Raw genomic sequence first — 21,715 nt, forward strand, 5'->3', positions numbered from 1 at the left:
GCCGCCCCGGGGTGGGGAGATCAGCCCGCGTCGACCGCCGCGACGCGGGCGCGGACCGTCGGCACCGGGTGCAGAAGCGCGAACGCATCGGCGGGGCGCTCGGTGGCCAGCACGCAGTGCGGCAGCCAGGTGCCGGGCAGGTAGGCGGCGACCGGGGAGCGCACCCGCCCGGCCAGCGCGTCGTGGACCGCACCGTGCACGGCGAGCAGCTCGGCGTCGACGACGGCGGCGAGCACGAGCTCGTCCGGCCGCCCGGCCACGGTGCCGAGCGTCACCAACCAGATCGAGGGCAGCGCGATCAGCCGCAACTCGGCGGCCAGCGCCTCCTGTGCGACCGGCGGGATCGTCCCGGCCGCGGCGGCGATCACCGACGGCGGCTCGGCTGGCGTCGCGATCCCGTGGGCGGCCAGCCGCGAGCGCAACGCGGTGAGCTCGGCGCACGCGGCGTCGTCGAGGCGGAAGCGAACGGTCCTCGCCATCTCAGGCGGGAAGCGCGAATCGGCCGTCGTCGAGCTGCTCGGCGAGCCCGTCGACGAGCAGCGAGTCGAGGCAGCGGTCGCGCTGGGGTGCGTCGTCCCATGCGGCGTCGAGGGCGGCGCGCTCCACGGGCCCGTCCGCGGCGCGCAGGACGTCGAGGAGCCGGCCGCGGACCTGGCGGTCGGTACCGGCGAAGCCCTGGACCGGCCGGCGCGGACCGGTGTACTCGGGGCGGCCCGCGGCCCGCCAGGCGCACTCCTCCCGCACCGGGCAGACGCCACAGCGGGGGGAACGCGCCGTGCACACCACGGCGCCCAGCTCCATCAGGCCGGCCGAGACCACGGCGGCGGAGCGGTCGCCGGGCGGCAGCAGAGCGTCGACGTCGGCCAGGTCGGCCGTGGTGCGCGCCGGGCCTGCGTCCCCGCGACCGTGCACCGCGCGGGCGACGACGCGGCGGACGTTGGTGTCGACCACCGGGCAGCGCCGCCCGTAGCCGAACGCCGCCACCGCCCGCGCCGTGTACGCGCCGACCCCCGGCAGCGCTTCGAGGGCCTCGACGTCGGACGGGACGGTGTCGCCGTGGCGGCTCGCGATCACGCCTGCCGCCTCGTGCAGGCGCAGCGCGCGGCGGGGATAGCCGAGCTTCCCCCATGCCCGCAGCACATCGGCGCGCGATGCCGCGGCCATGGCCGATGGGGTGGGCCAGCGCGCCATCCACTGCGTCCAGATCGGCTCGACGCGCGCGACCGGCGTCTGCTGCAGCATGAACTCGCTCACGAGCACGCCCCATGGTGTGGTGCCCCGGCGGCGCCACGGCAGGTCGCGCGCGGCGGCGGGGTACCAGTCGAGCACGAGTTCGGCCATCGACACGGCTGACGATCGTGCCACCGCCCCGCGCGCGGGTCGCACCAGCCCGAATGATCGACCGCCGCTCGGGTGCTTCCCGGCGCGTCGCGACGCGCCGTACCACCCCCACGTTCACAACTCGTGGTAGTTGGCGCTATACCCTGCGTGATATGTGGGAGCCGGTGGGTCCGCTACCCGCGACCGTCTACTGGAGACGGCGTTGGGTCGCCATCGCCTCCGCGACCGCGGTGATCGTGCTGCTCGCCTGGGGAATCGCGGCCGCTGCCGCGCCCGACGAGCCCGACACCGCCCGCGCCGCCAGCCGTGCCGCCGTGTCCGCTCCCCAGGAGGCCTCCCCGCCCCCGGCCGCGCCGCCCTTCGCTGCGCTGCCCTCCGCAACTCCCCCCGCCACAGCGCAGCCCTCCGCCGGGCCGTGGCCGGGGGCGGTGGGGTCCACGCCCGCGAGCCCCTCCACGACCGGGACCGAGCCCTTGGCCGCGGCCGGCAGCGAGGTGCTCGTGCCCGAACAGACCCCCACGACGGCGCCGGCCACGGAACCGACACCGGTGCCGACGTCGCCGGCCACGTCGCCACCGACATTGCCACCGACATCGCCACCGACATCGCCGCCCCCGTTGCCGCCGGCGTCGGCGCCACCGGCCGATCCGGTGCCGTGCACGAACGAGATGCTCGACGTGAGGGCCGAGGTGGAGGGCACCGAGCACCGCGTCGGCGAGCGCATGCTGCTCCGGCTCGTCGTCACCAACAACTCGACGCAGCCCTGCGTGCGCGACCTCGACCCGGTGCGTCAGGAGATCGTCGTCTGGAGCGCCGACGGCAGCAGGCGGCTGTGGTCGAGCAACGACTGCTCCTCGGCGAAGGGGGCTGACCCGCGCACGCTCGCGCCGGGTGAGCCGGTGGCGTCCACCGTCCGCTGGGCCGGCCGCACGTCGGAACCGGGGTGTCCGGCGAAGCGCGAGATGGTGCCGGCCGGCGAGTACCGCCTGCTGACGCGGGTGGACGACGTGATCAGCCCGCCGACGCAGTTCGTCCGGGTTCCCTGACTCCGCGCACCTCAGCGGATCGCGTCCAGGACCACGCCCACGTCGCGCACCTCCGTGAGCCGCATGCCCGCCGGGGCGCTGCCGCTGTCCGGCGGGACGAGGGCGTGGGTGAAGCCCAACCGGGCGGCCTCGGCCAGTCTGCGGTCCACGCCCGTCACCCGGCGCACCTCGCCCGCGAGGCCGAGCTCGCCGAGCACCACGACGTCGGTCGGGAGCGCCACGTCCCGGCGGGCCGAGGTGATGGCCAGCGCGAGCGCGAGGTCGGCGGCCGGCTCGACCACGCGCATCCCGCCGACGGTGGCCGCGTAGACCTCGGCGTCGTGCAGCCGCACGCCCGCCCGCTTCTCGAGCACGGCGAGCAGCATCGCGACGCGGGCGCTGTCGAGGCCGCTGACGGCGCGGCGCGGGCTGGGGATGTCCTTGCCCGTCACGAGCGCCTGCAGCTCGGCGGGCAGCGGCCTGCGGCCGTCCATCACCACCGTCACAGCGGTGCCCGGCACGGGGGGACCGCCGAAGCGGGCCAGGAAGAGCCCCGACGGGTCCGGCATGCCGACGATCCCGGCGTCACGCATCTCGAAGCAGCCCACCTCGTCGGCGGGGCCGAACCGGTTCTTGACACCGCGCACCATGCGCAGGGTGGAGTGCTTGTCGCCCTCGAACGCGAGCACGACGTCGACGACGTGCTCCAGCACCCGCGGGCCCGCGATGCCGCCGTCCTTCGTGACGTGCCCCACGAGCAGCACGGGAAGCCCGCGCTCCTTGGCGAGCGCGGTGAGTGCCACCGTGACGGCGCGGGTCTGGGTGACCCCGCCGGGGGCGCCGTCCGCGTCGCCGGTGGACATCGTCTGCACGGAGTCGACGATCAGCAGGGCGGGGCGCAGCTCGTCGATGTGGCCGACGATCGCGCCCAGGTCGGACTCGGCGGCGAGGTACAGCTCGTCGTGCACGGCGCCGGTGCGGTCGGCGCGCAGGCGCACCTGGCCCGCCGACTCCTCACCCGTGACATACAGCACACGCCCGGACCGGGCCGCCTGCGACGCGACCTCGAGCAGCAGCGTCGACTTGCCGACGCCCGGCTCACCTGCCAGCAGGACGACGGCGCCCGGCACGAGGCCGCCGCCCAGCACCCGGTCCAGCTCCGAGACTCCCGTGGGCCGGGCGCGTGCCGAGTCGAGCGCCACATCGGCGATCCGGCGGGCGGGTGCGCTCGGCGCCCCCGCGGCGACGCGCTGCCGGACGCGCGGTGCGGCGACCGGAGCGGTCTCCTCGAGCGTGCCCCACGCCTGGCAAGCGGGGCAGCGGCCGACCCACTGGGCGGCCTGGTGCCCGCACTCCGCGCAGCGGTAGCCGCTGCGGGCCGTGCGGGTTCGTCCGGGCACGCCGTTACTGGTGCGCCGCGTCCTCGCGCAGCGAGTCCGGGTTGGCGACCGGCACGTCGAAGCGCACCTCTCCGGCGCGCTCGAAGGTGAGGACGAGCGGGTAGGTGAGCCCGGCCTGGACGTCCTCGCGCAGCCCGGTGAGCACGATGCTGCCGGTCCCGGTGCCGCCCTCGGGCGCCGGCGCCGCGGCGGGGGGTTCCGGTGTGGTGGGCGCGGGTGTGGTGGGCGCGGGCGTGGCAGCAGGCGTGGCGGGTGCCGCCGGCGCGCCGGTGGCCTGTGCCTCGCCCGGCGCGGCCGCCGGTGCGCCCTCCGCGGGCAGCGGGGCCGGTGCCACCGCCGCCGGGGCACCCTTGATCGTGAGCGCCTGCCCGCCCGGGATCCGCAGGACACCGCTGATCTGCACCGACGAGGCCACCGGGCTGCTCGCGGCCACGAGGCGGTCGAGCTCGGCACCCGTGTTGACGATGACCATCTGCAGCGGCGCGTTGCCACCGACGGGGTGGACCACTGCATCCTCGGCGGGCCCGTCGAACTCGACGGTCGCGTTCCGGATGGCGATCTCGCCCGCTGTGGCGGTCGCACCCTCGACGGCGGCGACCTGGCGGCTGGTCTGCGTGATCTGCCCGGCGCCGCAGCCCGCGACCGCGACGGCCGCGATCAGGGCGCCGATGACGAGTTGTGCTCGGTTGCGGCGGGGGTCGCTCACCAGCGTGACGTCCTTCCTGAATGCCGGGCACCGCGCCGAGCGGGGGGCGGCGCCGCGACGGGTGCGGGCGTCGTGTGCCCGCGGTGATCGCTCGGGTGGTCGCGGGTGCGACCGGGGGAAAGCCTAACGCCACCGGTAGCAGTGCTGGTCGCGGTCCCCTCGCTCGGTCCGCTGCACGCGCACCTGCACGTTTCGTCGCCGTTGTCAATCCCCTGACCTGCGACGACGGTGCACACCGGCGAGCGAACCCAGGTTCGGGCGTGTTAACCTGGAGGCAGCGAAAGGGGCAGAGGACACATGGTTTTCAAGGTCGGAGAGACCGTCGTCTACCCGCACCACGGTGCCGCTCTCATCGAGGCCATCGAGACTCGGACGATCAAGGGCGAGGAGCGCAAGTATCTCGTCCTGAAGGTCGCGCAGGGTGATCTCACGGTGCGTGTTCCCGCGGAGAACGCCGAGGTCGTCGGCGTCCGTGACGTGGTGGGCCAGGAAGGTCTGGATCGGGTGTTCGAGGTGCTCCGCGCCCCGCACACCGAGGAGCCCACCAACTGGTCGCGCCGGTACAAGGCCAACCTCGAGAAGCTCGCATCGGGTGATGTGAACAAGGTGGCCGAGGTCGTCCGCGACCTGTGGCGGCGCGAGAAGGACCGCGGCCTGTCCGCGGGCGAGAAGCGCATGCTGGCGAAGGCCCGGCAGATCCTCGTGAGCGAGCTGGCGCTCGCCGAGGGCACCGACGAGGAGCGGGCCGAGGTCCTGCTCGACGAGGTGCTGGCCACCGCCACCGCCTGAGCGCGGTAGCTCTGCCTCTCTCCGACGGCCGCCAGGTGCACGTCGTCGCGGTGGTCGTAGCCGGGTCCTCGCGCGCCCTCACACCGGTCGCCGACGTCCCGATGGTCGTTCGGGCGGTGCGCGCCCTGCTGAGGAGCGCGCTGGTCGACCGCGTCATCGTCGTGGCGGCCGACGCGTTGCGCCCAGAGATCGATCGCGTCTGCGCGAGCGCGCCCGTCGACGTGCGATCGCCTGAGGCGTTGCACCGTATCGGGGCACACACCGTGCAACGACGGGACGGCGCGGGAAGTGACGACCTCGTCACGGCGAGTGGCGACGACATCGTGGTGCTGCACGACGCCTGCCGGCCGCTGGCCCCCGCAGAGCTCGCCACGGCCGTGGTCGGGGCGGTTCGCGGCGGGCACGGCATCGCGGTACCCATCCTGCCCCTCACCGACACGGTGAAGTCGGTGGACGACCGCGGCGCGGTCATCGGCACCCCCGACCGCACGGCCCTGCGCGTCCTGCAGACCCCGGTCGCGGTGCGGGCCGGGGCGCTCCCGCCCGACGCCTTCGAGAACCCGCTGGCCGCGATCCGCCGGGTCGCCGCAGCCGGCGGCGACGTGGGGACGGTCGCCGGGCACCCGGCGGCGTTCGCCGTGCGGAGCGCGTGGGACCTGGAGCTCGCCGAGCTGATCGCGGACGGGAGGATCCGGCTGTGAGGGTCGGGATCGGCACGGACGTCCACCCGGTGACGCCGGGCCGGGAGTGCTGGATCGCCGGTCTGCTCTGGGACGGTGTGGACGGGTGCGCGGGTCACTCCGACGGCGACGTCGCCGCACACGCGCTGTGCGACGCGCTGCTCTCGGCCGCGGGCCTCGGTGACGTCGGGGCGGTCTTCGGCACCGGGCGGCCGGAGTGGGCGGGCGCGAGCGGTCAGGCCCTGCTCGCCGAGGTGCGCCGCCTCGTGAGCGCAGAGGGGTGGCGGGTCGGCAACGCCGCGGTGCAGGTGATCGGCAACCGGCCGAAGATCGGCACGCGCCGCGCGGAGGCCCAGCGGGTGCTGTCGGAGGCGGTCGGCGGCCCGGTGTCGGTCTCCGGCACCACGACGGACGGCCTCGGGCTCACCGGCCGCGGTGAGGGCATCGCCGCGATCGCGACGGCCCTGCTGGTGCCTGGCCCCTGAACCCGCGCGGACGGTGATCAGCCCACCCGTTCCTGGATCTGCTCGGGCGTGAGGTCCTCGATCCGCTGGCTGATCATCCACTGGTGCCCGAACGGGTCGCGCAGGCGGCCGGCGTAGTCCCCGTAGCCGTGGTCGGCGAGGGGGAAGATCACCGTCGCGCCGCCCCCGAGCATGCGCTCGGCCACGGCATCCGCGTCGGACACGTCGAGCGACATGATCACCGGCACGCCGTCGCCCGTGGGTGCCGGATCGCCGTCGCCCGCGTCCTTGACGGCGAAGCGGATCGGGCCCGCCTCCACCATCGAGTGCACGACGCGGCCGTCGGGGAGGGCGAAGCGTTCGGTGACGGTGCCGCCGAGCGCACGGGCGTAGAAGTCGAGCGCGGCGTCGGCGCCCTCGACGACGAGGCGGGGGTGGAGGGCCGTGATATGACTCATGCCCACCATGGTGGCGGGGTGCCCGACGCCCGTCGTGGACGAAACGGAACACCGGGCGCGATGCACGCCACACCGGCTCCGTACCCTGGTGTCGTGAGCCTTCGCCTGCACGACACCGCCACGAGGATGCAGCGGGACTTCGTCCCGCTGCGGGCCGGGGCTGCGTCGATGTACGTGTGTGGGGCCACCGTGCAGGGTCTGCCGCACATCGGGCACGTGCGTTCCGGCCTGAACTACGACGTCCTCCGCCGCTGGCTCGCCCACGGCGGGCTGGACGTCGCGCTGGTTCGCAACGTCACCGACATCGACGACAAGATCCTCCGCAAGTCCGCGGAGGCCGGGCGTCCGTGGTGGGAGTGGGCCGCCACCCACGAGCGGGCGTTCTCGGCCGCCTACGACGCGCTCGGCTGCCTCCCACCGTCGGCGGAGCCGCGGGCCACCGGGCACATCACGCAGATGGTCGAGCTGATCGACCGGCTTGTCGAGCGGGGCAACGCCTACGCGGCCGGCGGTGATGTGTACTTCGCGGTGCGCTCGTTCCCCTCGTACGGCGACCTGTCGCACCAGAAGGTGGACGACGTCGCGCAGGGCGAGGGCGACATCGGCGCGAAGCGCGACCCGCAGGACTTCACGCTGTGGAAGGCCGCCAAGCCGGGGGAGCCGTCCTGGCCCACGCCATGGGGCCGCGGTCGCCCCGGCTGGCACCTCGAGTGCTCGGCGATGGCGACCTTCTACCTCGGCCCCTCGTTCGACATCCACGGCGGCGGGCTCGACCTGGTGTTCCCGCACCACGAGAACGAGCGCGCGCAGTCCAATGCCGCGGGCGATCCGTTCGCCCGGTACTGGCTGCACAACGCCTGGGTCACCATGGGCGGCGAGAAGATGTCCAAGTCACTGGGCAACACGCTGTCGATCGAGGCCCTGCTGCAGCGCGTGCGGGCCGTGGAGCTGCGCTACTACCTGGTCGGACCGCACTACCGTTCGTCGATCGAGTACTCCGACGCCGCGCTGCAGGAGGCGGTGGCCGCGTACCGGCGCATCGAGTCGTTCGTGCACCGGGTGCGGGAGCGGGTGGGGACGCCAGGGCCGGGTGCCGTGCCGCGGGAGTTCACCGCCGCGATGGACGACGACCTCGGCACCCCGGCCGCGCTCGCCGCCATCCACGGTGCCGTCCGCGTGGGCAACGCCGCGCTCGACGGCGGCGACCGGCCTTCGGCGCTCGCCGCGGCCGGCTCCGTTCGGGCGATGACCGGGCTGCTCGGGCTCGACCCGCTCGACCCGCACTGGGTCGAGGACGACCGCTCGGCCGACACGGCCACCGGCGCGCTCGCGGCGCTCGTCGAGGACCTCCTCGTCCAGCGCCAGGAGGCCCGCGCCCGCCGCGACTTCGCCGCGGCCGACGACGTGCGCAACCGACTCACCGCCGCCGGGATCGCCGTGGAGGACTCCCCCGACGGCCCGACCTGGTCGTTGAAGGATTCGTAGAACATGGCAGGCAACTCCAAGCGCCGCGGTGCGATGCGCAAGGAAGGCACCAAGAAGGGGATGGTCGTCGGCTCCGGCGGCCAACGCCGCCGGGCGCTGCAGGGCAAGGGCCCCACGCCGCCTGCCGAGATGCGGCCGGGACACCCGGCCGCCCGGCGCGCTGCCCGGGCGGCGGGCGCCAAGACCAAGCAGGGCGGGCGCGGCGCCGACCGGCGCAGGCCCGGCGACGGCGAGACGCCGGAGACCGTGCTCGGCCGCAACCCCGTGGTGGAGTGCCTGCGCGCCGGGGTGCCGGCCACGGCGCTGCACGTCGCGCTCGGCACGAACGCCGACGACCGCGTGGCCGAGGCCGTCCAGCTCGCGGCCGATCGCGGCATCTCGATCCTCGAGGTCCCGCGGGGCGACCTCGTCCGGATCACCGGCGGGGCGCTGCACCAGGGCGTCGCGCTGCAGGTGCCGCCGTACTCCTACGCGCATCCCGACGAGCTGCTCGAGGTGGCGAGCGAGTCGCCGGACCCGGGGCTGATCGTCGCGCTCGACGGGGTCACCGACCCGCGCAACCTCGGGGCCGTGGTGCGCTCGGTCGGGGCGTTCGGCGGACACGGGGTGGTCGTGCCGCAGCGGCGGGCCGCAGGCATGACGGCCGTCGCGTGGCGCACCTCGGCCGGCACGGCCGCCCGGGTGCCGGTGGCGCGCGCCACCAACCTCACCCGCACGCTGCGCGAGTACGCCACGGCCGGCTTCATGATCGCCGGTCTCGACGCCGAGGGTTCGGTCTCGCTCGACGACTTCGAGCTGGCCACCGACCCGCTCGTCCTGGTGGTCGGCTCGGAGGGCAAGGGCTTGTCCCGGCTGGTCAAGCAGACCTGTGACGTCACGGTGTCGATCCCGCTGGCCGGGCAGGTCGAGTCGCTGAACGCCTCCGTGGCCGCGGGCGTCGTGCTCGCCGAGGTGGCCCGCCAGCGGCGCGTCCGCCGCAGCTGATTCAGGCGGTGACGACGGCTCGGCGCGTGCGGCCCACGAGCCTGCACCCGACGTAGATGAGGAAGGCGATCGCCGCCACGTAGCCGGAGATCGGCAGGCCAGGGGCGAGGGAGAGCAGGATCCCGCCGAGCAGGGCCGTCTCGGCGAAGAGGACCGCGAGGACCGTCGCCACCACCGGGTTGGCCGTCACGCGCGCGGCCGCGGCGCCCGGCGTGATCATCACCGTGAGCACGAGGATCGCCCCGACGATCGGCACCGCGAGCGCCGTGGTGAGCCCGACCAGCACGGCGAAGACCAGCGACAGCACGCGCACCGGCACGCCGCGGGCGAGTGCGACGTCCGGGTCGGCGCTGGCGAAGAGCAGCGGTCGGTAGAGCACGGCGAGCGCGCCCACCACGAGCACCGCGACGACGCCGAGCACGGCGATGTTGGTCGTGTCGACGGCCACGACGGAACCGGTGAGGAGCCCGAACTTGTTCGACGCGCGGCCGGGGTAGAGCGCGAGCATGAGCACGCCGAGCCCGAGACCGAACGCGAGCACCACCCCGATCACGGAGTCCCGCTCGCGTTGACGCAGGCCGAGCACGCCGAACACCAGCCCGGCGACCACGGCGCCCGCGATGGCGCCGAACTGCACACCGACCCCGGTGAGCAGGGCGGCCGCCCCGCCGGTGAACGACAGCTCCGCCGTGCCGTGCACCGCGAAGGACATGCCCCGGGAGACGATCAGCGGCGCCAGCGTGCCCGCCACCAGCCCCAGCACGCCGCATGCGAGGAACGCCGCCTGCACGAACGGGAGCGCCAGCAGGCCGCCGAGGCCGTCGAACGATATGAGCGTGCTCACGCCGACTCCTCGTGGCAGTGTTCGCCGTGGTCCTCGGCCCCGACGACCACCAGCCGCCCGTGCACCCGCAGCACGTCCACCCGCGTGCGGTAGAGCTCCGACAGCACCTCGGACGTCATGACCTCCTCCGGCGGGCCGATCCGGAACCGGCCGTTCACGAGGTAGAGCACGCGGTCGACCAACGGGAGAACCGGGTTGATCTCGTGCGTGACGAACAGGACGGCGGTGCCGGCCGCCCGGCGCCGCTCGTCGATGAGCCGGGTGACCGTCCGCTGGTGGGACAGGTCGAGCGAGAGCAGCGGCTCGTCGCACAGCAGCACGTCCGGGCCACCGACGAGGGCCTGCGCCACCCGCAGCCGTTGCTGCTCCCCGCCGGAGAGCCTGCCGACGGGCGCGTCCGCGTACGCGGTGCCACCGACGGCGGCGAGCGCGGCGTCCACGCGTTCCCGCCGTTCCCGGCGACCCCGGAACCCGATGCCGAAGCGGTGGCCGTCGAGGCCGAGCCCGACGAGGTCGCGCCCGCGCAGGGGCAGGTCGGGGTCGAGGGCCTTCTGCTGCGGGACGTAACCGATGCTCGGGCTCCCCCGGCGCGGCGGGCGGCCCGCGATCCGCACCTCGCCCGCCGTCAGCGGGAGCAGGCCGAGGAGCACGCGCACGAGCGTGGTCTTGCCCGAGCCGTTGGGGCCGAGCACCGTCACGAACTCACCCGGCGCGACGTCGAGGTCGAGCCCCTCCCACAGCGTGCGCTCGCCGAAGCTGACGCGCGCACCGCGCAGCGACACCGCGGGCGCGGTGACGGGCAGCGTCGGGACGTCCGGAGGTGTGCTGGGAGGGGCGGCCACGGGTCAGCTCCCCGACGGTGTCACGCCGAGGGCGCCGGAGAGGGCGTCGATCTGGCCTCCCATCCAGCCGGCGTAGTCGCTCGCGCCATCGGGGAGGGTCTCGCTCATCTCGACAACGGGCACCCCTGCAGTCTGCGCCGCGTCCCGCACCTGGTCGGTGCTGGGGGTCTCGGTCTGCGCGTTGAGGATGAGCGCGCGCACCGGGTCACCGGAGAACAGGGCGAGCGTCTCCTGCAGCACGGCGGCGGGCGGGTCGGTGTCCTCCTCGATCGCCTCGGTGAACTCCGGCGGGGTGGCGTCGGTGAGCCCCGCGGTCTGCACGAGGTAGCCCGGCACCGGCTCGGTGACGGCGACCCGAACACCCGGCTGCGCCTTGCCGATGGCCTCGGCGCGGGTGATCAGCTCGCCCACGCGGGCGTTGAAGGCGTTCGCGTTGGCCGTGAACTCGGCGGCGTCGGCCGGGTCGGCGGCGCCGAGATCGGCGGCGATCTGCGTTGCGACCTTCTGCACGGTGGGCAGGCTGTACCAGAAGTGCTCGTTGAACTCGCCGTGCTCGTGCGCCTCCCCCTCGGAGTGCTCCTCCTCGGCGGGCGCCAGGCCGGACACGGCCGCCACGTCGACCACGGTCGCGGTCGTGCCCGAGCTCTGGACGAGCTGCGTGAGGAAGTCGTCGTAGCCGCCGCCGTTCACGACCACGAGCCGGGCCTTGGCCACGGCCGCCGCGTCGGCGGGCGTGCTCTCGTACGAGTGGGGGTCGGCGGCGGGATCGTCGATCAGCGAGTCGACGCTGACCCGGTCGCCGCCGACGGCCGCGACGATGCTGCCGTAGACGTTCGTGGAGGCGACGACCGGCACCGTGGAGTCTCCGGCGGGTGGAGCGGCGGGTGCTTCGGCGCCGGAGCCGCAGCCCGCGACGGTGAGCACGGCGATCGCGGCGACTGCTGCGCGGCGGAACGGCATGGCGGGTGCACTCCCGAGATCGAGTCGAAGTGATAACCGTTGTCGATTCACTGTAGCCGTTCGGGTGTCGCCGGTTCGGAGGGCCGTGTCACACGGCTTTCCCGTCGCGTGTCTGAACCGTTACGGTTCGACGATGGCAGGGCCTCCCAACGTCCGCCGTCCCGCGACTCTCGCCTCGTTGGCTGCCGAGCTCGGCGTGTCGCGGACCACGGTCTCGAACGCCTACAACCGTCCTGACCAGCTCTCCGCGCCCCTGCGGGCCCGCGTGCTGGAGGCGGCGCGACGCCTCGGCTACCCGGGGCCGGACCCGGTCGCACGCTCTCTGCGCACCCGCAAGGCGGGCGCGGTCGGCCTGCTGCTCACCGAAGCGCTGTCGTACGCATTCCGCGACCCCGCGGCCACCGGGTTCCTCGAAGGGCTCGCGCTGGCGTGCGAGCAGGCGGGGCAGGGGCTGCTGTTGGTGCCGGTGAGCCCCGAGCAGGCGGACGTCACGGCGGTGCACCAGGCGGGCGTCGACGGGTTCGTCGTCTACTCGGTGCGGGAGGACGACCCGCACTTCCTCGCCGTGCTCGAACGCCCGCTGCCCACCGTCGTGTGCGACCAGCCGATGGGGGTCGAGGGTGTCGACCGGGTCGGTGTCGACGACCGAGCGGGCATGCTCGCGCTCACGCGGCACCTCACCGGCCTCGGCCACCGGCGCGTCGGGGTGCTGTGCATGCGCCTCGCGGCCGGGCACAACGACGGTCCGGTCAGCCCCGAGCGGCAGGCGAACGCCACCTATCCCGTGCAGCGCGACCGGCTCGCCGGTATCCGGGACGGGCTCGCCGAGGTGGGCGTCGACTGGGCCGACGTACCCGTGCACGAGCGGTTCGAGCACAGCGTCGACGCAGGCCAGGACGCGGCCGCGGCGCTGCTCGCCGCCCACCCCGACGTCACCGCCCTGATCTGCACGTCCGACATCCTCGCGCTGGGTGCGCTGCGGCACGCGGCGGATCGGGGGCTGGCGGTGCCCGACCAGCTCACGATCAGCGGCTTCGACGGCGTGCCCGAGGCCGAGCGGGCCGGGCTCACCACCGTCCGCCAGCCCGTGCTGGAGAAGGGGCGGGTGGCGGGCGAACTGCTCCTGGAGCGCGGCGACCGCAACCGGCCGCGCCGGGTGACCCTGCCCACGGAGCTGGTCGTCGGCGCGACGAGTGGCCGCCCGCGCGTCGAGGAGCGCTTCTTCTCCGGTTGGTGAGGCCGGATCAGGTCGGTGGGTGGAGGCGGGAGGTCACCGCCCGGGCCAGCTCCGCCACGTCGGCGTCCGGCTTCAGTGGCACGGCGCCCTCGAGGACGAGGGCGGCCAGGCCGTGCACGAGCGACCACGCGGCGAGCGCCGTGGTGGCCGCGTCGCGCGTGCTGCCGTCCTCGAAGCGCCGCACGCCCGATTCCAGCTGCTCGCGCGCCTGCCCCATGGCAGCCTCCAGCTCGGGGTCGTCCGCACGGGCGAGCCCGGGGGCCCGCATCACCGCGAAGTGGGCCGGGTGGGACGTGGCGAACACCACGTAGGCCACCCCCAGCTCGGCGAAGTCGCCGTCCGCCGCGGCGTCGCGCAGGGAGTCGGCGAGCAGCGCCCATCCCTCGGCCGCGAGGGCGGTGAGCAGGGCGGTCTTGTCGCGGAAGTGGTGGGTCGGAGCGGCGTGGGAGACCCCGGCGCGGCGCGCGACGTCGCGCAGGCTGAGCGCCGCCGGGCCCTGTTCCCCGACGGCCTCGAGCGCGGTGTCGAGCAAGGCGCGGCGGAGGTCGCCGTGGTGGTAGGGCATCTCCACACCCTACCCCAAGTCTTGACATTGACAAGATAGGCCTCGGGCGTCCATTTTGGCATGTCAAGACCGAAGGAGCCTGCCATGCCGACACTGCCCTGGATCCCCGTCTCCCAGGCCGCCCCCGCGAGCGAGGTGGTCGTCATGGCCTCCCGGTTCCGCGTGCGGGGATCCGGCGAGCGGTGATGGCGACGTCGACGTTCCGGTTCTGGACCGCTCCCGCCGCGGCCCTCCCGATCGCATGGGGAGAGGCCGACCAGCGCCTGGCCGCCGACCCCGCCTGATCACGCCTCGCGGCCGTGCCGGCGGGTCTCGACCAGCTGCCGCAGCAACGTGGTGACGTCCGGTGGCGCGTCCACCCGGTGCCGGGCGGCCGTGTCGCCGGGGCCCACCTTCACGCCGACGTCGTCGGGCCGCAGCCGGGAGAACGCCGTCTCGTCGGTGACGTCGTCGCCCGCGAACAGCACCGCGTCGGCCGCCACCCGCTCCCGGAGCAGGTCGAGCGCGGCGCCCTTGTCCATCTTCGCGACGGACAGGTCGAGCACGGCCTTGCCCGGCGTGGCCTCCACCCCGTCCCACGTGGCAGGGCCCGCGCGCACGGCGTCGAGCACGCGGGTGCCCACGTCGGGCGGCGCGTTCCGGACGTGCACGGCCACCCCCGCCGGCTTGCGCTCCAGGGTGACCCCCGGTTCGCCGTCGACGAGCCCTCGCAGCTCGGCGGTCAGCTGCTCGAGGCGCGCACGCTGCTCGTCGTCGAGGAGGGAGGCGCCGTCGTCGAACTCGCTGCCGTGGCTGCCGATCAGCCGGATCGGGTCGCCGAAGCCGGACACGGCGGCCAGGTCGGCCCGGCCGCGCCCGGACAGCAGCGCCACCGTGGTGTCGGGCAGCGTCGCCAGCTCCTCGAGCGCCGCCGCGCTGTCCGGCAGCGGCCGGGCATCCGACGGCACGGAGACGATCGGGGCGAGGACCCCGTCGAAGTCGAGGGCGACGAGCAGTCGAGGCGCCCGGGCGAGTGCCCGCACGGCCGCGTCGAGGTCGGTCATGACGAGGAGCTCCCGGCGGGCGGGAGCCCGAGCGCGTCGAGGAACGTGCGGGCCCAGCGGTCGACGTCGTGCCCCAGGACCTGCCTGCGCAGGGCCCGCATCCGCCTGCGCCCTTCGGCCGGGTCGAGGGTGAGGGCGGCGTGGAGCGCGTTCTTGACGCCGTCGGTGTCGTGCGGGTTGACCAGCAGCGCGTCCTTGAGCTCGATGGCGGCGCCCGCGAACTCCGAGAGCACCAGCACACCGCCGTTGTCGTGCCGGCACGCGACGTACTCCTTGGCGACGAGGTTCATCCCGTCGCGCAGCGGAGTGACGAGCATGACGTCGGCCGCCACGAAGAACGCGACCAGCTCCTCCCTGGGCAGCGACTGGTGCAGGTAGTGCACGGCGGGGTGCCCGACGCGCGAGTACTCGCCGTTGATGCGGCCGACGGCCTGCTCGATGTCGCTGCGCATCCGCTGGTAGTGCTCCACCCGCTCCCGGCTCGGGGTGGCGAGCTGGACCATGACGGTGTCGTCGGCGATGACCCGGCCCTCGGCGAGCAGCTCCTCGAACGCCTGCAGCCGGACGTCGATGCCCTTGGTGTAGTCGAGCCGGTCGACACCGAGGATGACGCGCTCCGGGTCGCCGAGGTCGGAGCGGATCTGCTTGGCCCGCTCCAGCACGCCGGGGCTGCGCGACATGCGGTCGAGGTTGGCGGAGTCGATCGAGATCGGGAACGCCCCGAGCTTGACGGGGCGGTTGCCGACCACGACCTCGGTGCGCCCGTGGCCGGGGGCCGCGCCGGCGAGCCGCGTGGCGAGCCAGCGGAAGTTGCGGGCACCGCCGGGGGTGTGGAAGCCGACGAGGTCGGCCCCGAGGAGACCCTCGACGATCCGCCTGCGCCACGGCAGCTGCATGAACAGCTCGGTGGGTGGGAACGGGATGTGCAGGAAGAACCCGATCCGCAGGTCGGGGCGCAGCTCGCGCAGCGCCGCCGGCAGCAGCTGGAGCTGGTAGTCCTGCACCCAGACCGTGGCGCCCTTCGCTGCGACCTGCGCCACGACCTCGGCGAAGCGCTGGTTGACCCGCACGTAGGCCTGCCACCAGTGCCGGTGGAACGCCGGCGGGGCCACCACGTCGTGGTAGAGCGGCCAGAGGGTGCCGTTCGAGAAACCCTCGTAGTACTCCTCGACCTCCTGCGCGGTGAGCTTCACCGGGTGCAGCTGCAGGCCGTCCTCGACCAGGGGCTCGACGTCGGCATCCGGAAGCCCCGGCCAGCCGACCCACGCGCCGTCGCGGCTGCGCAGCATCGGTTCGAGGGCCGTGACGAGACCTCCCGGGCTGCGCTTCCAGCGCCGGCCGCCGTCGGGCAGCTTCTCCAGGTCGACCGGTAAGCGGTTGGCTACGACCACGAACTCGGCGGACTGTGCGGTGCCGGACGGCATGTTCCTCCTCGTGCGACCTGAGCGACCTAGCGAACGGAGCAATGTCACAGCGCTTCGCGAAGCGCCGGCCGAGCGCAGCGAGGCCGTGCACTGAGGACTCGAGCCTACTGCCGGTCCGGCTCCGTGGGTGCCGATTCCGTCACAACGGGGTCGGGTGGGCGGCGCGGCCGGGCCACGAAGTCACCGAACGCGACGCCCGCCGCGAGCGCCAGCCCGATGCCCAGTGCGATCGTCACGGTGACCAGGCCGTCGGCGAGACCTTCCACGGCGAGCTGGTAGAAGCCGCGGTACGCCGTGAAGCCCGGCAGCAACGGGGTGATTCCGGCGAGCGTGACCACCAGCGGCGAGATGCCCCCGCCGCGGCGCAGCAGGCCGGTGGCGAGCCCCACCACGACCGCCGCCGCGCCGGTGGCCGCCACCACGCCGATGCCGAGGAGCTGGGTGAGCGCGCCGTAGGTGCCCCACCCGGCCGCGCCCGCGAGGCCGGCGGCGAGCAGCGGGCGCCACCGGGCGTACCCGGCCAGGGAGAACGACGCCGCGGCCAGGGCGGCCGCCAGCACGGACAGGCTGAACCGGCCCGCGCTGGTGGGCAGCTCGCCGGCCACCTCGAGCACGATCCCGAACGTGAACCCGATCTTCAGCGCGAGCACGACGCCGGTGAGGAGGCCCGCGGAGAGCAGCGCGATCTCGGCCACCCGGCCCGCCGACGTGACGTAGTAGCTCGAGATCGCGTCCTGCACGGTGCTGACGACCGACAGCCCCGAGAGCAACACCGTGATGCTCGCCGCGACCACCAGGGATGGTCGGGTGCCCGGCGGGATCACACCGGCGGCGAACAGCATGAGCGTGGCGCCCGTGCCGATCAGCCCGCCGACCACCTGCCGGAAGAACGCGGGCAAGCCCCACCGGTTCAGCAGCCGCCCGAGCCGGTCGATGAGCCCCGTCACGAGGAACGCGGCCAACGCGGTGACCGGTGCCGCGCCGAGGAGCAGCGCAATGGACCCGGCGAGCCCCGCCCACCCGGCGGTGGCGACCCACCGCGGGTACGGGTGCGGCGCGCTGACCGCCTCGGAGAGCGCGGCGGACGCGCCCTCGACGTCCAGCTCGGCCCGCTCCACCCGCTCGACGATCCGGGCGACCTCCTCCAGCCGCGTCAGGTCGAGCGCGCGGTAGTGGACCAGCCGCATGGACGTGACCGGCGCCGCCGCCATCCCCCGGTGGCAGGACATGGTGATCGAGCTGAACGTGATGTCGACGTCCACTGCGGACAGACCGGCCGTCGCCGCCAGCCGCAACATCGTCTGCGAGGTCTCGTCCACGCTCTCGCCGCTGGAGAGCAGCACCTCGCCCACTCGCATGCAGAGGTCGAGCACCTGCTGCACCCGCGCGTCGTCCGGCACCCGCGGGCCGAGCGGCCGCATCAGCTGCACCGTGGGCGGGCCGGCGTGCAGCAGCCCGTGCGCCTCGCGGCGGAGCGCGCTGCGGACCCTCCGGGTGAACCGCTCGCCCGGCGTCATCCGGCCCCGCCCACGGGGGCGGCGATCGACTTCCGCATGGCGCCCAGGGTAGGTGCGGGCCATGGGTGCGCCACTAGGATGGCCGCCGATGCCCGCCGGTGTAGCTCAGTGGTAGAGCAACCGCCTTGTAAGCGGTAGGTCGTCGGTTCGATCCCGACCTCCGGCTCCACGTCTGACCAGCGAGTCCTCTCGCCAAATCAGCGCCCGGACGTGCGACGGGCCGGGAAGGGTCGCGCCAAGGGCAACATCGAGCGGTTGGGTACCGGCGCTCTGCGGGTGCGTGTGTACGCCGGCATCGACCCCGTCACCGGCCGGCCGCACTATCCCGCGAGATCATCCCGCCTGGCCAGAAGGCGGAGAGGGAGGCCGAAGCCGGACGTAGCCGATTGCCGGGACAGCGATCAAGCGCCGCACCAGGACACGAGTAGTGACAGGAAGTGTGGTCAACCGGTGCGGTACCGGTGGGCTGCAGCGATGTGTGGCCGACAAGACGTACTCGTCGCGGGCGAACCGGCCCTACCTGCGCCAGCGCAAGATCACCGCGACCATCCCGGTGAAGGCCGACCAGGCCGCCAACGAGGTCAAGAAGGGCTCACGGGGCGGGTGCACGTCGCCACGATCGACATCTGGCTGCGCGCCCTGGCCGCACCACTTCCTGAACACGGCCTGGTCAACGGCCGCGTAGGTACCGGCGGTACCGCGGCGAACGGCGAGGGCGGCTTGGGCTGTGGAGGTGGCGCCGGGACCGGCGCCGGAGCAGGCTCAGCACGCGGGACCGGGGTTGACGACACTCGTACACACCGGAGGGAGGACGACATGCGCGGAGCAAGTGGCAACCCGACCGATGGCGCGCGGATCAGGGGCCTGCTGCTGTCGGTACTCGGCGTCGGCGCGCTCCTCATCGCTCCCGGTGCGGCCGGGCCGGGTGCCCCTCCGACGGCGGCGGCAGTACGCACTTCCTCGGAGCTGCCGGATACCCGCCCCCCGGCGTCGCAGCTGGGCGGCGGCTTCAGCGCGAACGGCGGCAACTGGTCGGGCTATGTCGCGACGGGTAAGGGCCTCCGGTCGGTGTCCGCGCGGTGGGCCGAACCCGTGGTCACCTGCACATCGACCGCCGAGACGTTCTCGCCGTGGGTCGGTATCGACGGCTACGGCAGTGGCACCGTCCAGCAGGCCGGTGTGGCGACCGACTGCTCGTCCGGCAAGCCGGTCTACCGCGCGTGGTACGAGACGGCCCCGGAGCCTCCGGTCTACTATCCGCTCGCTGTCCATGCCGGGGATGAGGTCACGGCCGAGGTGGCCCGCAGCGGCAGCACGTACACGATGAGGATCAGTGACGTCACCCGGAACTGGACGAGGAGCGCGATCAAGTCCTTCCAAGGGAACAACGTCTCCGCCGAGGTCGTGCTGGAAGCGCTGGCAGGCAGGTTCCCGAGGTTCGGAGAGGTCGCCTTCACCCACGCCACCGTCGACGGGAAGCCGCTGGGCTCGGCCAAGCCCATCGCCATCGACGCCACCGACGCCACGGGCTTCTTGACCGCCACCGGCCCGCTGTCCGGGGGTAGTTTCGCCGTCCGCCCTCTCCGCGAGTAGGGCCGGCGCGGGCGCGCGAACCCACCCCGCTCGCGGCCGGCCGGTGCTCTGACGACCATTCGATATCCGGGGCCGCTGGCCGCGAAGCGTCGGCCTCGGCGGTGCGCCGGAGGAGACGGGCCGGATGCGACGGCACGGTGTCACGAAGGCGCCCTTTCCGGCCAGCAGCATCCGGCTTCGCCAGTTCCCCGAGACGGCTCCACGAGACCCGGGTCGAGATCCCGGGGGCGACCTCTGCCATCGGCGAGCCTTCTCCCATGGATCCATTTCTCGCCAGACCGCTCAGATCACCGCCGGCAACAGAGTCCCCGGCTCCGGAGCGGGTCGCGCCGAGTTCCTCGACGCCGCACCAAGGGCATGGCAGGACCTCGACCCCGACGACCACCCGTTCATCCGGGCCATCGCGGAGCAGATGCGCGAGCACGACGAGCGCGAACAGTTCCTCGCCGGCATCGACCTCGTCCTCACGTGCATCACCACCATCCATCCACCCGCCACATCGAAGCCGTCACGTACCCGGACCCCTCGATACGCCGGCCGCCGTCCAGGCGAACAACCTGATTGATCGGTCAGTATCGGGAGCCGGCCCCGGCGAGGCACGCTGGCCGGACTCCGACACCCGGCTCACGACCACTCGGGAGGACTCGAGCGATGCCCACGTTCCCGCCGATCGCCCACATCGCAATCACGGTCGCCGACCTCGACCGAAGCACCCGCTGGTACACGGCGCTGTTCGGCTCCGAGCCGGTGCTCGACGAGGACGAGAGGACGGGGGGCTTCCACCACACCGTCTTCGCCATCGGTGACGGTCAGCTGTTCGGCCTGCACACCCACCCGGGCGGTCCGGCCGGCGACCCGTTCGACGAACGCCGAACCGGGCTCGACCACGTGGCGTTCGCGTGCGCCGACCGCGATGAGCTCGAGTCGTGGCGCAGGAGGCTGGACGAGCTGGGCATCAGCCACGGGGGCATCGTGGATGCCCACTACGGATCCGGGCTGTCGTTCCGCGACCCGGACAACATCGCGCTCGAGTTCTTCGCGCCGCCGGCGGGCTGAGCCGCACAACGCCGGCCCCCGGAGGTGGTCCAACTCGGTCCGGGCCGCTGTGGTGCTCAACCGCACATGATCCGTCCGAGATGGGCGGTAGCGCGCTGCCGAGGGCTGTGGCCCTCATCCCGCGGCGATCACCCGGCCTCCGGAGGGTCATCGGCTCGACCGGAGCGCATCGGCGTTCGGCTCAGCTCACGTCCGGCCCGAGGCGCGTCCGTCCGAACGGCGTTGGGCCGGGTGGTGTCACCTGCTACAGCTTGGCGATGACCGTCTCACCAGACCTTCCCCGGCGCCCTCGTGGGCTCCATCTTCATGGGCTCGGTCGAGGGTTTGCGATGCCGAGGAGGCGTGCGATGGCGGAGTTCGAGAGGGGATCAGTTCGAGCGAACGGCCTGGGGTTCGAGTACCTGGCGATGGGGAAGGGGCCGCTCGCGCTGTGCATGCACGGCTTCCCCGACTCGCCCTACAGCTACCGGTATCTCCTGCCGGCGCTCGCCGACGCGGGTTACCGGGCGGTGGCACCGTTCAACCGGGGCTTCGCCCCCACCGAGCTGCCCGGCGACAGGCACCACGTGCACAGCAGCACGATGGTGGCCGACCAGAACGCCTTGCACGAGGCGCTCGGAGGCGGTGAGGACGCGGTCCTCGTCGCGCACGACTGGGGCGCGGTGGCAGCGTGGGGTGCGGCGGGGAAGGCGCCGGATCGGTGGCGGCGCTGCATCGTCATCAACATCCCGCCGTTCGCCATCTTCGCCGAGAACATCCCCACCTACGACCAGATCAAGCGCTCGTTCTACTTCTGGTACTTCCAGATGCTGCACGTGGCGGCCGACGTGATCGCCGCGGACGACTTCGCGTTCATCGATCGGATCTGGGGGGACTGGTCGCCGGGGTACGACGCGAGCGAGGACCTGCCCCACGTCAAGGACTGCATCCGCGACCCGGCTCACTTCCAGGCCGCGCTCGGCTACTACCGCTGCCAGTTCGACCCGACGCGATTCGGGTCACCGGAATGGGTGGCCGAGCAGTCGGATGCGTGGGGTTCGAACATCACCCAGCCGACGCTGTACCTGCACGGCACCCAGGACGGCTGCCACGGGATGTCGCAGGCGCAGGTGGACCGCGTGCCGACGCTGTGCGGGCCCGGCTCGCGATCCGAACTGATCGAGGGAGTCGGGCACTTCATGATGGTCGAGCGGCCTACCGAGATCAACAAACGGATCATCGGATTCCTGGACGGCAAGGGCTAGGTGAGACTCCGAACGCGACCTGGTGCTACCTGCATCCGCGTGCTCAGGGTGTCGTCGC

General features: G+C 73.6%; 24 protein-coding genes and 1 tRNA gene. 12 read left to right on the forward strand and 13 right to left on the reverse strand.

Annotated features, from left to right (window positions below; genetic code table 11):
- Positions 1-20: 20 nt before the first annotated feature.
- The 3 genes from ABEA81_RS15955 to ABEA81_RS15965 all read right to left on the reverse strand — a co-directional run bounded on the left by ABEA81_RS15955 (position 21) and on the right by ABEA81_RS15965 (position 2,002).
- Complete coding sequence (locus ABEA81_RS15955) at positions 21-479, reverse strand: 2'-5' RNA ligase family protein (RefSeq protein WP_345605869.1); 459 nt, start codon at positions 477-479, stop codon at positions 21-23.
- Position 480: 1 nt separating this feature from the next.
- A complete protein-coding gene (locus tag ABEA81_RS15960) occupies positions 481-1,341 on the reverse strand; it encodes an A/G-specific adenine glycosylase (protein WP_345605942.1) in 861 nt (286 codons plus the stop codon).
- A 187-nt stretch (positions 1,342-1,528) separates the two neighbouring features.
- Entirely contained in the window at positions 1,529-2,002 is a 474-nt protein-coding gene (locus ABEA81_RS15965) for a hypothetical protein (RefSeq protein WP_345605870.1), read from the reverse strand.
- 7 nt (positions 2,003-2,009) lie between these two features.
- Here ABEA81_RS15965 and ABEA81_RS15970 point away from each other — a divergent pair, with 7 nt between their 5' ends.
- Positions 2,010-2,387: a DUF4232 domain-containing protein gene (locus tag ABEA81_RS15970; protein WP_345605871.1), complete on the forward strand. Its 378-nt coding sequence runs from the start codon at positions 2,010-2,012 to the stop codon at positions 2,385-2,387.
- A gap of 11 nt (positions 2,388-2,398) precedes the next feature.
- Here ABEA81_RS15970 and radA read toward each other — a convergent pair whose 3' ends face one another.
- Positions 2,399-3,766, reverse strand: a complete 1,368-nt coding sequence (gene radA, locus ABEA81_RS15975) for a DNA repair protein RadA (protein WP_345605872.1) — start codon at positions 3,764-3,766, stop codon at positions 2,399-2,401.
- A 4-nt stretch (positions 3,767-3,770) separates the two neighbouring features.
- Positions 3,771-4,472, reverse strand: coding sequence for a copper chaperone PCu(A)C (locus tag ABEA81_RS15980; RefSeq protein ID WP_345605873.1), 702 nt, complete (start codon positions 4,470-4,472; stop codon positions 3,771-3,773).
- A 297-nt stretch (positions 4,473-4,769) separates the two neighbouring features.
- Here ABEA81_RS15980 and ABEA81_RS15985 point away from each other — a divergent pair, with 297 nt between their 5' ends.
- Genes ABEA81_RS15985 through ispF form a run of 3 tightly spaced genes read left to right on the forward strand, consistent with a single transcriptional unit; the run spans position 4,770 to position 6,426 of the window.
- Entirely contained in the window at positions 4,770-5,261 is a 492-nt protein-coding gene (locus ABEA81_RS15985) for a CarD family transcriptional regulator (RefSeq protein ID WP_075953662.1), read from the forward strand.
- Positions 5,262-5,296: 35 nt separating this feature from the next.
- Positions 5,297-5,962, forward strand: a complete 666-nt coding sequence (locus ABEA81_RS15990; protein ID WP_345605874.1) for an IspD/TarI family cytidylyltransferase — start codon at positions 5,297-5,299, stop codon at positions 5,960-5,962.
- Positions 5,959-6,426, forward strand: coding sequence for a 2-C-methyl-D-erythritol 2,4-cyclodiphosphate synthase (gene ispF, locus ABEA81_RS15995; RefSeq protein ID WP_345605875.1), 468 nt, complete (start codon positions 5,959-5,961; stop codon positions 6,424-6,426). Before ABEA81_RS15990 ends, ispF begins: the two co-directional genes overlap by 4 nt.
- A gap of 17 nt (positions 6,427-6,443) precedes the next feature.
- Here the strand turns inward: ispF and ABEA81_RS16000 are convergent, their stop codons facing one another.
- On the reverse strand, positions 6,444-6,863 hold the full coding sequence (locus tag ABEA81_RS16000; protein WP_345605876.1) for a VOC family protein: 420 nt from the start codon (positions 6,861-6,863) through the stop codon (positions 6,444-6,446).
- Positions 6,864-6,956: 93 nt separating this feature from the next.
- Here ABEA81_RS16000 and cysS point away from each other — a divergent pair, with 93 nt between their 5' ends.
- Both cysS and rlmB read left to right on the forward strand, forming a co-directional pair.
- Positions 6,957-8,348: a cysteine--tRNA ligase gene (gene cysS, locus ABEA81_RS16005; protein WP_345605877.1), complete on the forward strand. Its 1,392-nt coding sequence runs from the start codon at positions 6,957-6,959 to the stop codon at positions 8,346-8,348.
- A 3-nt stretch (positions 8,349-8,351) separates the two neighbouring features.
- Positions 8,352-9,332: a 23S rRNA (guanosine(2251)-2'-O)-methyltransferase RlmB gene (gene rlmB, locus ABEA81_RS16010; protein WP_345605878.1), complete on the forward strand. Its 981-nt coding sequence runs from the start codon at positions 8,352-8,354 to the stop codon at positions 9,330-9,332.
- 1 nt (position 9,333) lies between these two features.
- On the opposite strand, the gene ABEA81_RS16015 is transcribed toward rlmB, so the two are convergent.
- The 3 genes from ABEA81_RS16015 to ABEA81_RS16025 are packed head-to-tail and all read right to left on the reverse strand — an operon-like array spanning position 9,334 to position 11,978.
- Positions 9,334-10,176: a metal ABC transporter permease gene (locus ABEA81_RS16015; RefSeq protein WP_345605879.1), complete on the reverse strand. Its 843-nt coding sequence runs from the start codon at positions 10,174-10,176 to the stop codon at positions 9,334-9,336.
- Complete coding sequence (locus tag ABEA81_RS16020; RefSeq protein WP_345605880.1) at positions 10,173-11,018, reverse strand: metal ABC transporter ATP-binding protein; 846 nt, start codon at positions 11,016-11,018, stop codon at positions 10,173-10,175. Before ABEA81_RS16020 ends, ABEA81_RS16015 begins: the two co-directional genes overlap by 4 nt.
- A 3-nt stretch (positions 11,019-11,021) precedes the next feature.
- The gene (locus ABEA81_RS16025) at positions 11,022-11,978 is read right to left on the reverse strand and encodes a metal ABC transporter solute-binding protein, Zn/Mn family (protein ID WP_345605881.1); all 957 of its coding nucleotides are present in this window, start codon (positions 11,976-11,978) and stop codon (positions 11,022-11,024) included.
- 133 nt (positions 11,979-12,111) lie between these two features.
- Between ABEA81_RS16025 and ABEA81_RS16030 the strand changes: the two genes are divergently transcribed.
- Positions 12,112-13,215, forward strand: a complete 1,104-nt coding sequence (locus ABEA81_RS16030; protein WP_345605882.1) for a LacI family DNA-binding transcriptional regulator — start codon at positions 12,112-12,114, stop codon at positions 13,213-13,215.
- A gap of 7 nt (positions 13,216-13,222) precedes the next feature.
- On the opposite strand, the gene ABEA81_RS16035 is transcribed toward ABEA81_RS16030, so the two are convergent.
- From ABEA81_RS16035 to ABEA81_RS16050, 4 genes are all read right to left on the reverse strand, one after another.
- Positions 13,223-13,780: a TetR/AcrR family transcriptional regulator gene (locus tag ABEA81_RS16035; RefSeq protein WP_345605883.1), complete on the reverse strand. Its 558-nt coding sequence runs from the start codon at positions 13,778-13,780 to the stop codon at positions 13,223-13,225.
- Between the two features lie 284 nt (positions 13,781-14,064).
- Entirely contained in the window at positions 14,065-14,823 is a 759-nt protein-coding gene (otsB, locus tag ABEA81_RS16040; protein WP_345605884.1) for a trehalose-phosphatase, read from the reverse strand.
- Complete coding sequence (locus ABEA81_RS16045; protein WP_345605885.1) at positions 14,820-16,247, reverse strand: alpha,alpha-trehalose-phosphate synthase (UDP-forming); 1,428 nt, start codon at positions 16,245-16,247, stop codon at positions 14,820-14,822. Before ABEA81_RS16045 ends, otsB begins: the two co-directional genes overlap by 4 nt.
- A 104-nt stretch (positions 16,248-16,351) precedes the next feature.
- The gene (locus tag ABEA81_RS16050) at positions 16,352-17,764 is read right to left on the reverse strand and encodes a threonine/serine exporter family protein (protein ID WP_345605886.1); all 1,413 of its coding nucleotides are present in this window, start codon (positions 17,762-17,764) and stop codon (positions 16,352-16,354) included.
- Between the two features lie 94 nt (positions 17,765-17,858).
- On the opposite strand from ABEA81_RS16050, the gene ABEA81_RS16055 reads away from it, so the two are divergent.
- The 5 genes from ABEA81_RS16055 to ABEA81_RS16080 all read left to right on the forward strand — a co-directional run bounded on the left by ABEA81_RS16055 (position 17,859) and on the right by ABEA81_RS16080 (position 21,657).
- Positions 17,859-17,933 (forward strand) — tRNA-Thr (locus tag ABEA81_RS16055).
- Positions 17,934-18,367: 434 nt separating this feature from the next.
- On the forward strand, positions 18,368-19,357 hold the full coding sequence (locus ABEA81_RS16065) for a G1 family glutamic endopeptidase (RefSeq protein WP_345605887.1): 990 nt from the start codon (positions 18,368-18,370) through the stop codon (positions 19,355-19,357).
- 124 nt (positions 19,358-19,481) lie between these two features.
- Positions 19,482-19,922: a hypothetical protein gene (locus ABEA81_RS16070; protein WP_345605888.1), complete on the forward strand. Its 441-nt coding sequence runs from the start codon at positions 19,482-19,484 to the stop codon at positions 19,920-19,922.
- Between the two features lie 86 nt (positions 19,923-20,008).
- Positions 20,009-20,413, forward strand: coding sequence for a VOC family protein (locus ABEA81_RS16075; protein ID WP_345605889.1), 405 nt, complete (start codon positions 20,009-20,011; stop codon positions 20,411-20,413).
- A 347-nt stretch (positions 20,414-20,760) separates the two neighbouring features.
- Entirely contained in the window at positions 20,761-21,657 is an 897-nt protein-coding gene (locus ABEA81_RS16080; protein WP_345605890.1) for an alpha/beta fold hydrolase, read from the forward strand.
- Positions 21,658-21,715 lie beyond the last annotated feature (58 nt).

Origin of the sequence: Pseudonocardia adelaidensis (genome assembly GCF_039543345.1) — a bacterium.
Taxonomy (GTDB): Bacteria; Actinomycetota; Actinomycetes; order Mycobacteriales; family Pseudonocardiaceae; genus Pseudonocardia; species Pseudonocardia adelaidensis.

Bases quoted from the DNA above. Each gene is read 5' to 3' on its own strand.
- ABEA81_RS16035 (WP_345605883.1), bottom strand. From the start codon at position 13,780: ATGCCCTACCACCACGGCGACCTCCGCCGCGCCTTGCTCGACACCGCG.
- ABEA81_RS16075 (WP_345605889.1), top strand. From the start codon at position 20,009: ATGCCCACGTTCCCGCCGATCGCCCACATCGCAATCACGGTCGCCGAC.
- ABEA81_RS16030 (WP_345605882.1), top strand. From the start codon at position 12,112: ATGGCAGGGCCTCCCAACGTCCGCCGTCCCGCGACTCTCGCCTCGTTG.
- ABEA81_RS16070 (WP_345605888.1), top strand. From the start codon at position 19,482: ATGCGACGGCACGGTGTCACGAAGGCGCCCTTTCCGGCCAGCAGCATC.
- ABEA81_RS16045 (WP_345605885.1), bottom strand. From the start codon at position 16,247: ATGCCGTCCGGCACCGCACAGTCCGCCGAGTTCGTGGTCGTAGCCAAC.
- ABEA81_RS15955 (WP_345605869.1), bottom strand. From the start codon at position 479: ATGGCGAGGACCGTTCGCTTCCGCCTCGACGACGCCGCGTGCGCCGAG.
- ABEA81_RS16050 (WP_345605886.1), bottom strand. From the start codon at position 17,764: ATGACGCCGGGCGAGCGGTTCACCCGGAGGGTCCGCAGCGCGCTCCGC.
- ABEA81_RS16025 (WP_345605881.1), bottom strand. From the start codon at position 11,978: ATGCCGTTCCGCCGCGCAGCAGTCGCCGCGATCGCCGTGCTCACCGTC.
- ABEA81_RS15970 (WP_345605871.1), top strand. From the start codon at position 2,010: ATGCTCGACGTGAGGGCCGAGGTGGAGGGCACCGAGCACCGCGTCGGC.
- ABEA81_RS16080 (WP_345605890.1), top strand. From the start codon at position 20,761: ATGGCGGAGTTCGAGAGGGGATCAGTTCGAGCGAACGGCCTGGGGTTC.
- ABEA81_RS16000 (WP_345605876.1), bottom strand. From the start codon at position 6,863: ATGAGTCATATCACGGCCCTCCACCCCCGCCTCGTCGTCGAGGGCGCC.
- ABEA81_RS15985 (WP_075953662.1), top strand. From the start codon at position 4,770: ATGGTTTTCAAGGTCGGAGAGACCGTCGTCTACCCGCACCACGGTGCC.
- otsB (WP_345605884.1), bottom strand. From the start codon at position 14,823: ATGACCGACCTCGACGCGGCCGTGCGGGCACTCGCCCGGGCGCCTCGA.
- ABEA81_RS15960 (WP_345605942.1), bottom strand. From the start codon at position 1,341: ATGGCCGAACTCGTGCTCGACTGGTACCCCGCCGCCGCGCGCGACCTG.
- rlmB (WP_345605878.1), top strand. From the start codon at position 8,352: ATGGCAGGCAACTCCAAGCGCCGCGGTGCGATGCGCAAGGAAGGCACC.